The 13676-nt window shown below is 45.7% G+C and carries 9 protein-coding genes; 5 read left to right on the forward strand and 4 right to left on the reverse strand.

Annotation, left to right across the window (positions count from 1 at the left end; all coding sequences use genetic code 11):
* Positions 1–72: 72 nt before the first annotated feature.
* From ACO1R6_RS15795 to ACO1R6_RS15805, 3 genes are all read left to right on the forward strand, one after another.
* Positions 73–2505: a YfhO family protein gene (locus ACO1R6_RS15795; protein WP_486265923.1), complete on the forward strand. Its 2433-nt coding sequence runs from the start codon at positions 73–75 to the stop codon at positions 2503–2505.
* Between the two features lie 72 nt (positions 2506–2577).
* Positions 2578–3489 carry a 1-aminocyclopropane-1-carboxylate deaminase/D-cysteine desulfhydrase gene (locus ACO1R6_RS15800; protein ID WP_486265924.1) on the forward strand — a complete coding sequence of 304 codons (912 nt, stop codon included), beginning with the start codon at positions 2578–2580 and terminating at the stop codon, positions 3487–3489.
* A 47-nt stretch (positions 3490–3536) separates the two neighbouring features.
* The gene (locus ACO1R6_RS15805; protein WP_486265926.1) at positions 3537–4166 is read left to right on the forward strand and encodes a DUF4230 domain-containing protein; all 630 of its coding nucleotides are present in this window, start codon (positions 3537–3539) and stop codon (positions 4164–4166) included.
* 228 nt (positions 4167–4394) lie between these two features.
* Here ACO1R6_RS15805 and ACO1R6_RS15810 read toward each other — a convergent pair whose 3' ends face one another.
* The 3 genes from ACO1R6_RS15810 to ACO1R6_RS15820 all read right to left on the reverse strand — a co-directional run bounded on the left by ACO1R6_RS15810 (position 4395) and on the right by ACO1R6_RS15820 (position 7200).
* Positions 4395–4880, reverse strand: a complete 486-nt coding sequence (locus tag ACO1R6_RS15810) for a regulatory protein RecX (RefSeq protein ID WP_486265927.1) — start codon at positions 4878–4880, stop codon at positions 4395–4397.
* A 183-nt stretch (positions 4881–5063) separates the two neighbouring features.
* Positions 5064–6104 carry an agmatine deiminase family protein gene (locus tag ACO1R6_RS15815; protein WP_486265929.1) on the reverse strand — a complete coding sequence of 347 codons (1041 nt, stop codon included), beginning with the start codon at positions 6102–6104 and terminating at the stop codon, positions 5064–5066.
* Positions 6105–6312: 208 nt separating this feature from the next.
* Positions 6313–7200, reverse strand: a complete 888-nt coding sequence (locus ACO1R6_RS15820; RefSeq protein WP_486265930.1) for a carbon-nitrogen hydrolase — start codon at positions 7198–7200, stop codon at positions 6313–6315.
* A 666-nt stretch (positions 7201–7866) separates the two neighbouring features.
* On the opposite strand from ACO1R6_RS15820, the gene ACO1R6_RS15825 reads away from it, so the two are divergent.
* Together ACO1R6_RS15825 and ACO1R6_RS15830 are read left to right on the forward strand one after the other, a co-directional pair.
* On the forward strand, positions 7867–10482 hold the full coding sequence (locus ACO1R6_RS15825; protein WP_486265931.1) for a DUF5686 and carboxypeptidase regulatory-like domain-containing protein: 2616 nt from the start codon (positions 7867–7869) through the stop codon (positions 10480–10482).
* A gap of 357 nt (positions 10483–10839) precedes the next feature.
* Complete coding sequence (locus ACO1R6_RS15830) at positions 10840–11175, forward strand: hypothetical protein (RefSeq protein ID WP_486265932.1); 336 nt, start codon at positions 10840–10842, stop codon at positions 11173–11175.
* Positions 11176–11249: 74 nt separating this feature from the next.
* On the opposite strand, the gene ACO1R6_RS15835 is transcribed toward ACO1R6_RS15830, so the two are convergent.
* Positions 11250–13520: a helix-turn-helix domain-containing protein gene (locus ACO1R6_RS15835; protein ID WP_486265933.1), complete on the reverse strand. Its 2271-nt coding sequence runs from the start codon at positions 13518–13520 to the stop codon at positions 11250–11252.
* Positions 13521–13676: the final 156 nt, after the last annotated feature.

Consider the following 13676-nt stretch of genomic DNA (forward strand, 5'->3'; position numbering starts at 1 on the left):
TCCGGTATGGTGTGCCCAGCCGGAAAGCCAGGAAATATCTAAGCCAAAATTAAATCACGATTTCTAGACTTCATGCGCAGAATTGACTTTAAGGCCCAGGTATTGCCGCATTTGCTGGCCGTACTTTTCTTTTTAGTTTTAACGGCCACTTATTTCTCGCCGATCATTTTCGAAGATAAAAGCCTGGTGCAAAACGATATTCTGCAATCCAAGGGCATGTCGCACGAAATAGAACAGTACCGCGAGCGAACCGGCGAAGAACCGCTCTGGACCAACTCCATGTTTAGTGGCATGCCGGCTTACCTGATTGCCACCCGTTACCCCGGCGATTTATTTGGGCTCTTCCTGAAACCCATGACTTTTTATTTGCCGCCGGTAGCTGCCAATATTTTTGTAACGCTGATTTGCGCTTATATTTTGTTTGTGGCCATGGGCATGAGCACGTGGTTATCGGTAGTGGGGGCCATTGCTTTGTCTTTTACCTCTTATAATATTGTAATTCTGGAGGCGGGCCACAATACCAAATCGTACGCCATTGCGTTTGTGCCTTTGGCTTTGGCTGGGTTACTTTATGCTTTCCGGCGCGGCGGTCAGCGGTTGTGGCTGGGCGCGGCATTATTTGGTTTTGGCTTAACCATGCACATCCGGGCCAACCATCCGCAAATTACTTACTACTTTTTATTGTTGGTTCTGATATTCGGGATTGTGCAGTTGGTGTATGCCATCAAAGAAAAGTGGCTGGGCGATTACCTGAAGCGCGTGGTAGTGCTGGGCCTGGTAGCAGTAATTGCGGCCGGTGTTAGTTTTGGCCGGTTGTATACGGCTTTGGAATACGGTAAATATTCCATCCGGGGCAAATCCGAACTAAAACAAGCCAATAGCGGCGATAAGCAGTCGAGCGGTTTAGATCGGGAGTATGCATTCCAGTGGAGCTACGGCGTAAGCGAAACCTTAACATTACTTATTCCTAACTTTAACGGGGGAGCCAGCCAGGGCAGCCTGAGCGATGACTCTGAAACCGGAAAAGCTTTTGCCCAACTAGGCGTGCCGCCCAACCAAATGGCGCAGCTGCTCGAAAATATGCCTTTGTATTGGGGCGCGCAACCCAGCACCAGTGGCCCGGTTTACGTGGGTGCCATTGTTTGCTTTTTGTTTATACTGGGCTTATTCTTAGTTGAAAAACGATTTAGAATTTGGCTGTTGGTGGCTACCATTCTTTCCATTATGTTGGCGTGGGGCCATAATTTCGAAGCCTTTAATTATTTCATGTTCGATTATTTTCCGGGCTACAACAAGTTTCGGGCGGTAGCAATGGCTTTGGTAATTGCACAGTTTTCGATTGCATTGCTGGCGATGTTTGCGCTGTACCGCTTTCTACAACTAAATAAAACCAATGCCAAAGAAGCCCAGCGTAAATTAACCTTAGCCGCCGGTATTACAGGTGGTATTTGCTTATTGGTTGCTTTATTCGCGGGTATGGCCGATTACGTAGGCGTAGTAGATGCGCAACTAGAGCAAATGCAATGGCCTGTAGCCGCTTTACGTGCCGACCGCCAAAGCATGATGCGCGGCGATGCTTTCCGGTCTTTAATATTTATTTTATTAGCTGCCGGTGTACTGTATTTCTACCTGAAACAAAAGCTTACGGCTACTAACGCTACTTTGGTAATTGGTTTGTTAATCCTGATCGATTTGTGGTCGGTAGATAAACGGTACCTGAACAACGGCGATTTTCAGAAGCGCCTCGTAGAAACCCACTTTGAGCCTACACCCGCCGATCAGGCCATTTTGCAGGATAAAGATTTAAGTTACCGGGTATTAAATCTGGCTGCTAGTCCTTTCCAGGATGCGCGTACCTCTTACTTTCATAAATCGATTGGCGGTTACCATGGGGCCAAATTACGCCGTTATCAAGATGTAATCGATCGGCATATCTCCCAAAACAATACCGAAGTATTAAATATGCTGAACACCCGCTATTTAATTACCACCGATCCCAACAACCCGGTACAACGCAATCCGCAGGCGCTGGGCAACGCCTGGTTTGTGCAAAATATTATTACGGTTAACAACCCCGACGAAGAGTTAGCCGCTCTTACCGGCCTGACCCCGGTTAATGAAGCTGTGGTAGATGTTTCTAAGTTTTCGGTGACCAAAAAAGAATATAATGCCACTGGCTCCGAAATAAAATTAACCAGCTACGAACCCAATAATTTAAAATATGCGGTTACGGCTGTCCAAGAAGGTTTTGTTGTATTTTCTGAAATTTACTACAAAGATGGCTGGCAAGCTTACCTCGATAATAAACCCGTAGATCATATCCGGGTAAATTATATTTTGCGCGGCATGCCGGTACCGGCGGGGCAGCATACTATTGAGTTTAAGTTCGAGCCCAAAGAATACGCGCTGGGGAATACCGTGTCGCTGGTATCTTCTATCCTGATGCTCTTGGTGGTGTTTGGCGGTATATTTTATGCTTTTCGCACCACGCCGGTTAAAGAATAATATTATTTAAGCCAAGATTTCATAGCGATGAGGGGCAAAACTCATCGCTATTTTTTTTAGCTATACTTCCACATGCTACCTAATCCCGCCCCCGTTCAGCAACTGCACGACCCGCTTTTTGAAGCCCACCAGGTGCAGGTATATTTAAAACGGGAAGATTTGCTGCACCCCACCATTTCGGGCAATAAATGGCGCAAGTTAAAATACAACCTGCTGGCCGCCCGGGAGCAGGGCAAAAATACCTTACTTACTTTTGGCGGTGCTTATTCTAACCACATTGCTGCCGTAGCCGCCGCGGGTAAAGCGTTTGGGTTTCAGACGATTGGCTTTATCCGGGGCGAAGCGCATCTTCCTCTAAATCCAACCTTAGCGTTTGCTACCGCCTGCGGCATGCAACTCCAGTACCTCGACCGCGAAACGTACCGGCACAAAAGCGCTCCCGACTTTTTAGAAAATCTGCAAAAGCAATATCCGGAGGCTTATGTATTGCCCGAAGGCGGTACCAATTTATTGGCGGTACAAGGCTGTACCGAGATAGTAAAAGAAATACCTCTTATTTACGATTACCTTTGTTGCGCCGCTGGTACCGGCGGTACCGTAGCTGGCTTAATTGCGGGTTTAGCCGGCGAAAAACATATTCTCGGTTTTCCGGCTTTAAAAGGCGGCGAATTTTTAACAAAAGGCATTACCCAATTAGTAAAGGACTACACTGGCCAGACCTACCCCAACTGGGAATTGCAAACCGCTTACCATTTTGGCGGCTACGCCAAAGTTAAACCCGAATTAATATATTTTATCCGCTATTGTAAACAACAGCACCAGGTGCAGTTAGACCCGGTTTATACCGGTAAAATGCTGTTTGGAATTTACGATTTAATCCGGCAAAATTATTTTAATAAAGGTTCCGTTATTCTGGCGATACATACCGGCGGTTTGCAGGGCATAGTGGGTATGCAGGAACGGTTAGGGGTTAGGCTTACATAGCTAATTGGTTTGGTTATTGCGTATACTTCTATAAATCCATTATAAACATGTCTTTTCTCATCTACCTGCTTCGTAAAGTACTACCCTTACTGATAATTTTTTTTGTTGGGCTGTTTATCTGGCGCAGTTTTAAAGATACCATTTTGGGTAAACCCCAGGAAACGGTGCAGGTAACGCACAATACGGTACTCACCAAAATAGAAGGTTTGGGCCGCATGGAATTGGTGCGGTATAATTTCAAAGATGTGGTAGAGTACAGCAAAGAAGTTTCGCGGTGGCTGCCCAACTCCAAAAGTGTACTGATTGTAGCCGGCGAAGCCGTTGGCTGTATTGACATGACCCAGGTAACCCGCCAGGATGTGCAATTCACCAACGACTCTACCATTACCATTCACTTGCCCGAACCCGAAATCTGCTATTTTAAAGTAGACCACAATAAATCCAAGGTGTTTGCCATGGAAAATACTTATTTTCAGGATGCTACTTTGGTTGATGATGCCTATAAATTTGCCGAAAAGAATGTGCGTCGGTCGGCTTTAAACGCAGGAATATTGGAACAAACCGCCCAAAACGCCGATAAGATTCTGAAGCCGATGCTGGAAGGGATGACCGGTAAAACAGTGGTTTTAGTCCGGAAAAAACAAAACAAAAATCCGGTAATACCACCCCAAAGATAATGTTTTGTAAAGGTAGTTACCCCCAATTAAACCGTATGTGTAGTAAGGTTAAATCCTTTATTTCTGTATAGCCTTTCCTCACAAATATTTCCAGTGGCCATTGGTGGTGTTATTACCGCCAATCTGTTAGCTTTAGTCTAACTACTTGCTGGTGAAAAACACACGGCAAGGGCAAGCTTTTATGGGATTTTCAAAGCGGTAAACCGGTCCTTTATCTAAAGTAGCAAATTACAAATCGTCAAGCACCTTTAGTGCGTCCTGCACCAAATCGTTTTCGTAGCCTTTGCTCATGAGGTAGTAAGCTAATTTTTGTTTCCGGAGCATGGGATTTTTTTCTTTCTCGGTGCGGGCTTTTTTCTCGAGTAAGTATTTCAGGTTTTCTTCGTAAACGTCCGGGTCAATTTCTTTCAGGCCTTGTTTTACACAATAATCAGAGATGCGGCTGGCTTTGAGGCCCTGCATTATTTTACGGCGACCCCAGCGTTTCAGGGTATATTTGCCGCGGACGTAAGCTTTGGCATAGCGCTCTTCGTCCAGTAATTTTTCTGCTGAAAGCTGAATAATTACCTCATCTACCTCGTCGGGGTCGAGGCCGTAGCTGAATAATTTGCTGCGAACTTCCTGGTGGTTGCGCTCCTGGTAAGCGCAATAAGCCGCCGCTTTTATCAGGGCTTCTTTTTTGGTGTAGGATTTATTCTTTTTCGGTTCAAACATGTACGGATTCAGTTTCAGGTAGCAAGTAGCAGGAACGGTAATTTTGTCTCAAAATACTGAGGTATCTGCTAACTTATTTCCCGAGAGTATAACGTTTAAAAAACTGCTTTTGTCTCGAAAATACCTCTATCAAACAATATTTTCCTGCTACTGGCTACTTACTACCTGATACTAAAGACAGGTTTAAACCTTGGGCTCCTGCTGGCTTAAGCAATGAAAACTGCCGAGGCCCCAGATAATATCCGTAGAATCGATGCCAATCACCGGCCGGTCCGGGAAGCAGCTTTGGATTATTTCTAAAGCGCGTTCATCGTTGGCGTCGCGGAAGGTAGGCACCATAACCCCGGCATTGGCAATGTAGAAATTGGCGTAAGAAGCAGGTAACTGCTGGTCGTCGTAAATAACCGGCGCAGGCATGGGCAGTTCTACAATATTTAGTTGCTTGCCGTTGAGTAGCCGCATTTTATGCAAGGCTTTTAAGTTTGCTTGCAGCGGGGCGTGGTTTTCGTCGTTCTTGTTTTCTTCAACTACTGTTAGTACCGTATCGGTGTTTACAAAGCGGGTAATGTCGTCAATGTGGCCATCGGTATCATCGCCTACAATGCCGTCTTCGAGCCAAAGTATTTGTTCTACGCCGTAGTAGTCGGTTAAATATTTTTCTATCTGGTCCTGGTTCAGGTGCGGGTTCCGGTTTTCGTTTAAAAGGCAAGCGGTGGTGGTTAGTACCGTACCAGCACCATTAAAATCTACGGAACCGCCTTCCATTACAATTTGTGGGTAATAAACCGGAATATTATAATGTTTGGCAATGTGCGTGGGAATGGCGCAATCCAGATCATAAGGTGAATATTTACCGCCCCAGGCGTTATAATCCCAGTCTACAATAACTTTTTTAGGGTCGGCAGCCGGGTTAATTAAAAAAGCCGGTCCGTGGTCGCGGCACCAGGCATCGTTGGTGGGGTGCAGAAAAAAATGAATATTATTTAAATCGGCCCCAGCTTGCTCTAAATAGCCGGTTGCCTGCTGCTGCATGGCGTTGTTTACTACGTTAATATGTACCTTTTCGCCGGCGGCTACTGCTTTTATAAACTGCGCGTAGTACGGGTAAATGGTATTTATTTTACCAGGCCAGGAAGCCTCTTTGTGCGGCCAACTCAGCCAGGTTGCCTCGTGCGGATGCCACTCGGCGGGGAAAAAATAACCCAGTTCCTTAGGGGTTTTCATAGGTGTTAATAGGTGATGTGCTTGTGAAAATTATCTTTTAATGTTATGGTTAGCCTGCTTAGCTTTTCTGTTACTCACTTGCCGGTCATAAGACACGGCAAGGGCAAACGTAGTAGCTTATTACCCTATATAGTTTACGATATAAAAGATAAAAAATGCAAAGGCCCGAATCGGTTTAAATACCAATTCGGGCCGGTTAAATATTTTCTTAATCCTGGTCTATAAACCGTTTGGTTATAGGCTGGTAGGAGTCGATGCGACGGTCGCGGAGGAACGGCCAATGCGTGCGGTAATCATCACTTTTGGCTAAGTCTAGTTCTTCAATATGCAGTTCTTCTTCTTCGTGCGAGGCCTGGTACAACAACCGGCCAAACGGATTGGAGATAAAAGAACCGCCCCAGAACCGCATGTCGCCTTCTATGCCCACGCGGTTTACCGCTACAACCGGCACGCCATTGGCCACAGCGTGGCCGCGCTGAATGGTTTGCCAGGCCTGGTACTGCTCGTTGTTGGTGTCTATTTCCTGGAGTTTGTGCCAGCCAATTGCCGTTGGGAAGAACAATATTTCGGCACCCATCAAGGTTGTTATACGGGCTGCTTCCGGGTACCATTGGTCCCAGCAAATCAGCACGCCAATTTTAGCGTATTTGGTCTCAAAAACTTTATAGCCTAAATCGCCGGGCGTAAAGTAAAATTTCTCGTAATAACCGGGATCGTCGGGGATGTGCATTTTCCGGTACTTGCCCAGGTAAGAACCATCGGCATCCAGCACGGCGGTAGTATTGTGGTAAATGCCGTTCGTGCGTTTCTCGAACAAAGAGGCAATAATTACCACGTTTAATTCCGCCGCTAAAGCACTTAATACATCGGTAGAATGACCCGGAATCTTTTCGGCTAATTTAAAATTGTCGTAAGATTCTACGTCGCAGAAATAAAGCGAGGTAAATAATTCCTGCAAACAAACAATCTGGACATTATCTTTGGCCAGTTCGCGAATACGATCTACGGCTTTGTTCAGGTTTTCCTGGGGCTCGGCGGTACACGACATTTGCACCAGACCTACCCGCACTTTATTTTCTCTTGCGTTTGATGACATTTATCCTTTTGGGCTTTAAAATAGATTAAAATCAGTTTGCAACAATATTGGGGTGCAAGTTAGTTCTGATTTAACAGAATATGTTAAGGTGGAGGTGAAATAATGTGATGGCTCTTCATTTCCTAACTCTTTCTCACGTTAGTAAAAGAGAACCGGTCTGATGGTTTAAAAATTACAAAGCGTTTAATTTCCTTAACTCCGGTTTACCCTTCCACCCTCCGGGCACCTTCCCTAAAATAGGGAAGGAGTTCCGATAACGCAGCATTTGAGGTAACTTGTTGTAGTAAACGCTTAGATAATCAGATTTTTATTTAAATTTTAAGGTGGAAAAACGTTCACTACAGGCAAACTCCGGCAGTCGTGGGGTAAAGGCCTTCTAAGGTTGTGGTGCCGAGGGACGAGGCATTCCGACGATAGGAGGAAAACAAGCTTAGACAGCCTAAACGCACCGACGGGGCCCCGCGGCCGGGAGCTAACTTAGGCTAAAACTTACCGTTAGCACCACCACCTTGAAAGATGTAATCTTTCAAAAGACAAACCATTTACTTATTTATAACTTAAAAACAGCTAATCATACCAAAATTACCTTTCAGTTACGTACAGAAAGGAAAATTTTAAACCCTTTGCCCCGTTTACAAAAAATAACCGCATCTACATTAGTAAATTGTGACAGAATTCCGAGCAGCTGGTATGCGTAAATATTTGCTTTTGTTTTTTCTCTTTTTCGTTTCTGGTGTGAGCTGGGCCGCGCTTTTAAAAGGCCGTGTAACCGACGAAAACGGCGAAGCGCTGCCTTTTGCTACGTTGTATATTCAAAACACCACTACTGGTACCGCTACCAATGAGCAAGGCTATTACCAGATAAACCTGGCACCAGGCACATATAAAATAGTTTTTCAGTACGTAGGCTACCAGGCCAAAGTAGAAACCGTAGAAATAGGGACTACTGATGTAGAACGCAATGTGGCGTTGGTGCTGGATGTATACAGCCTGAAAGAAATAGAAGTAAAAGCAAACGAAAAAGACCCTGCCTATGCCATTGTAAAAGCCGCCATTGCCCGCCGGAAATACCATTTAAACGAAGCATTGGCCTATAATTGTAGGGTATATACCAAAGTATTGGGTCGCCTCACGAGCGTGCCCAATCGCGTGCTGGGCGTAAAAGTAAACGACCTGAAACCCGGCATTGTGTATTTATCCGAAACGGTAAGCGAACTGAGTTTCCGGCAGCCAAATAAACTGCACGAGCGCATGATTTCGTCGAAAGTTAGCGGCGACAGCAAAGGGTTTAGTTTTAACCGGGCCGGTCGGGTTAACTTTAATTTTTACGAAAATTTATTACGGGCACCGGGTTTAAGCGAGCGGGCTTTTGTATCGCCGCTAGCCAATAATGCCTTGCTGTTTTACCGCTATAAATTAATTGGTGCTACCCAGGAAAACGGTAAGTTCATCAACAAAATAAAAGTTACGCCTATTCGTCGCAACGACCCGGCGTTTGAAGGCTATATTTATATCATCGACGATTCGTGGCGGCTGCACAGCCTTAACCTGAAACTAACGCAGGCGCACCAGATAGAGTACGCCGATACCTTGCGCATTCAGCAGAGCTTTGGGCCGGTGCAAAACAACATCTGGCGGCTGCTCACCCAAAAAATGACCGTACAGTTTGATTCTTTCGGGTTTAAAGGCAACGGCTATTTTAATACGGTTTATTCTAATTATCAGGTGCAGCCGGCTTACCCTACCGCGCCCGAAAGCAATCCAGCGCCTCAGCCTGCAGCCCCAGAAAATACGCCCGAACCGGTAATAGCCAGTGCCACACTCGCCGCCCGGAAAAAAGAGTTCCGGCGACAGCAAAAAGCCAAAGCCGATGCCTTGTTTAATAAAAAGGCCGTTAAGAGCGAGGTAATGGTAGTAGAAAAAGAAGCAAATAAACGCGACTCTACGTATTGGGCCGAAATCCGGCCGATTCCGCTAACGGAAGAAGAAGAAAAAGACTACGTGGTAAAAGATAGCATCCGGGTAATAGAAGAATCTAAACCCTACAAAGATTCTTTAGACAAAAAAAGCAATAAGTTTGAAGTAGCCAATTTGTTTTTGTCGGGATATAGCTATCGCAATACTTTTAAAAGATACAGCTACTCACTAGACCCCTTGCTGGCTTTTCCGCAGGGCTCGTCGTTGCTGCAGTATAATACCGTAGAAGGCACCGTAATTAATGCACAGGTGCAGTACCAGAAATGGAACGAGGAAACAAATAAAAATTACGAGATAACCCCCACTTTGCGCTACGGTTTTGCTAACCAAAAGTGGCAGGCACAGGTAAGAGGCAGCTACAGTTTTAACCCATTTAAATTCAGCAATATTTCGGGTGGAGTAGGCCGTTTTGTTAGTCAGTTTAACAGCGCCGAGCCCATTGCGCCAATCTGGAACAGCCTCTACACGCTGGCCCGCGAGCAAAATTACCTGAAGTTATACCAAAAGCAGTTTATTACGGCCGCTTACCGCACGGAGCTTTTCAACGGCTTTTTTTTAATGCCCTCTCTTGAGTACGCCGACCGCAGGCCTTTGGAAAATGTTACCGATTATGCTTTTAAAGATTACCCCAACCGGCACTTTACATCAAACACACCTGTAAATGCCGAGCTGGCCAATACATCTTTTAACCGTCACCAGGCTCTGGTAGGCAGCATAGCCTTGCAGTACCGGCCCGGCCAGCGCTACATTACCCGCCCCACCGAGAAGTGGGTTTTACCGAGTAAATACCCTACTTTCCGGCTCCAGTACACCAAAGGTTTTGCGGGAATATTGGGCAGCGATGTAGATTATGACCAGGTAACTTTAAATGTAAGAGACCGCTTGGTATTTGGTTTGGTGGGCAATAGCAGTTACAGCGTGCAGGTGGGTACTTTCTTAAACAAAAAGCAGTTGTGGTTTATGGACTACAAACACTTTAACGGCAACCGCACCATTTACGCGGGTAATTTTGGTGGTTTTCAGCTTTTGGATTATTACCGATATAGCACCGCCCACAGTTATTTAGAAGCACATTACAGCCACGAATTTAACGGGTTTATTTTTAACAAAATACCTTTATTCCGGAAGCTAAAGTGGCAGGAAGTAGTAACGCTTAATTATTTACGCACCCAAGCCTCCGATAATTATTTAGAGCTGGGGGTAGGCATTGAACACATTTTTAAAATATTGCGGGTCGATTTCTTTACCAGTTTCCAGTCGCGGGAAAAAGTAGGTTCCGGCATCCGGGTTGGATTTGGTTTTTGATGAATTAAATTTTTTTAGCCAGGTTCTGGATCGCTATTGGCAGGGAACAAAAATATGCCGTAAGGCAAGTTTTAAAACTTATTTTGTCTGTTGCTTTGCCAGTTTAAAAACGATCTTCCATGGAAAGGTACCAGTGCCGCTGCGCTTAACAATTGCGTTAGCCAAGGTAAATTATAAGATTGCTTATCCTGCACTAGCCTGGAATATTGGGTCTTTTTATTAAAATTTATTTAAAAAAAGAATAATTATAAGGAGTATAAATCTAATATCCAATAGTATTTTTATTTTGGTTTTAAGAAAATTATAGCCTACTTGCTACATCAATGCAATTGCTAACCCTTAATATTTTTAAGTTCTATGCTAATATTCGCCGTTGAAGTTTTCCTGATATTTTTATTGGTTTTAATTTATTTATGGAGAGAATTACAAATTAATATCAGGTATTTCCGGCACGGCGATGTGATTTGGGTACGGCATAAATCTTTAAAACCGCAGCGCGCCGTACTTTCTAAATGGAATAGTAATACCTTTTGTTACATGTTGGATGGTAGTTTCGATCTTAATTTTAAAAGGTGGTACTATCTGGCGCGTAATGAGTCGTTTGAGGCGCGCGAAAACAGAAACCATTCTTTTATCAAAGATTTGGCGCTAAGCCTGCCGCAGCTCCAGCGGGTGGCCAACCGGCAAAAGTAGCCTTCTGGGTTAGTTAAACCTCTGGCCGGAACCAAAACCATTATTTAGGCTTTACCCATTGGCATAGCTCCAGATTATTGCGCTTCTGATCGCTTGGCGTAAGCTACCGCAAACCGGATGTCGGTGTAAGAAAATTCATCGCCTAATAATTGCTTAATCGGTGAGAGTTGATCGGTATCGAGGGTGCGGGCTACAGTAAGAATTTGCTCCAGCTTTACCGGGTCCAGAAACGTCTCTATCGGAATATCGCCGGACTGCACGTAGCGGGCCAGGTGGCCCTCAATGGTGGTATGGGCCAAACCGCGTAAGGTCGCAATTTCCTCAATGCTTTTGTCTTCCAGATACAGTTGATAACTCTCTTGTTGGGTCTGGCCTTTTTCTTTCTTCTCGCCTTTGGCTTGTGGTTCAGCAGCGGTATTTTCTTTGTTCTTGGCGGTGCGCGACGAGCGACCAGGTGGCAATATTTGTTTGCGTTCTTCGGCTTCTACCTGCGGTACGGCTTGTTTCGTGAGTTCTTTTCCTTCCCGGAAAGAGGTGAGCAGGGCCGCGGCTTTTTCGAGGTGCTGCTGCAGCCGGAATACATGCGATTCTACTTCTTTTAGTTCAGCCTGGTATTGTTTGGTCTTTTTCTCTTCGGCTACTTTCCCCATGTGCGTGATTACGTTACGGCTTAGTTCTTTCAGGCGTGGGCGAAAATATTCGGCGGCCGCTCCAATGCGCGCTTCTAATACGTTTAGGTTTAAGGGTTGCTCCTGGATTAAACGGGCCAGTTGCTGACCAAATTTATCGGCTACGGTTTTTTCTTTGTTAAAATCCTCGATTAAGGCTTGCGCCCAGGGTAAATATTTCTGCCTGGCCGACCGTTGCTCGTCTTTGGTGTAGTTGTGCAGGTGCTGGCGCAGGTGCCCGGCGCAAGGCGCAAAATCAAAACAACGCTGCAACGAATTTTTTAGAAAAACCTGCGATTCGTTTTCCAGTACCGTTTCTAAATTTTCTTTGGCAAGGCTACCGGCAAATCCTGTTATGGCTTGGTCCTGTGTGGGAAGTACGGTGGGTACCGGCGAACTAAGTACTAATCCATTCAGCGATACCAGCCGCGAGAGCGCTACGTACACCTGTCCGGGGGCAAAGGCGTTGCCCAGGTCCAGAATGGCTTTCTGAAAGGTAAGCCCCTGGCTTTTGTGCACCGTTATGGCCCAGGCCAGCCGTATCGGAAACTGCCGGAAAGTACCCAAAACTTCTTCTTCTACCTCGTTGGTGGTTTCGTTAAAACGGTACCTGATATTTTGCCACTCGTACTTTTCTACTTTTACGCGGGTATTATCGTCCGGAAATTCTACCTGAAAACCATTATTATTTATTTCGGCTACTTTACCAATTTTACCGTTAAAGAAGCGCTTTTCGCCGGTTGGGTCGTTTTTAATAAACATCACTTGGGCGCCAGCTTTTAGTTCCAATCGGGCATCGATGGGGTACAGGTGCTCGGGGTAATCTTTGTCTATTTCGGCCTGGAAAAAATACGATTGGCCCGGTAGCTTTTGTAGGGCTTCGCGGTTAACGGTATCGGCTTTGTGGTTGTGGGTGGTAAGTTGTATGTACGGGTCTTCGGGCGTGGGCCGAAAGTCGGGGCGATAGTGGCTATTGAGTAAGGCGGCATCTTGCGGAAGCAGCCGGTTGTGCCGCAAATTGTTCAGGAGCCGGATAAAGGTATCGTCGGACTGCCGGTATACTTTATCCAGCTCAATATACAGCGGTTGGTGCGGCCCTTGTAAGCACTGGGCATCGAAAAAATACGGGCTTTTGTAATAGCTTTGCAGCACCTGCCACTCCTGGTCTTTTACTACCGGTGGCAACTGCAGCAAATCGCCGATAAAGAGCACCTGTACGCCGCCAAACGGTACGCTGCCTTGCCGCCGTACTACCTGCAACACTGTATTTATCGCATCGAGCAAATCGGCCCGGAGCATACTTACCTCATCAATAATTAATAATTCCAATTCCTGCAACAGCCGCCGTTTATTACCCCGTATTTGCAAACCCCGGATAAGCGACTCGCGGGTGTTAATATTTTGGTAATGCTGGCTGGCGGGTAATTTATTATCGGGCACGTAAGCCCCAAACGGCAACTGGAAAAGTGAGTGCAGCGTAATGCCCCCCGCATTAATGGCCGCTACACCCGTAGGCGCGGCAATTACGGCCTGTTTGTGCGTGTGGCTGGTAATGTAGCGCAGAAAAGTGGTTTTGCCGGTACCCGCCTTGCCGGTCAGGAATACGTGCCGATGCGTGTTGTTCACGAAGCGCGCGGCCAAAGCGGCAATATCTTTTTCGGTGGAGGTGATGCTCATAATAAATGTACTCAGATAAGCTCAGCAGGATAAGCCCTAATAAAATGCCAAGCAATATTTACGTATAAGTAAGCGCAAGGTAAAATCATTTCTAAAGTAAAGGTCAATATTCTTATCTTATTGGCCGTTTTATTTGAATAAGATTTTTGCATACAC

The sequence above is a fragment of the Adhaeribacter sp. genome (assembly GCF_057359045.1).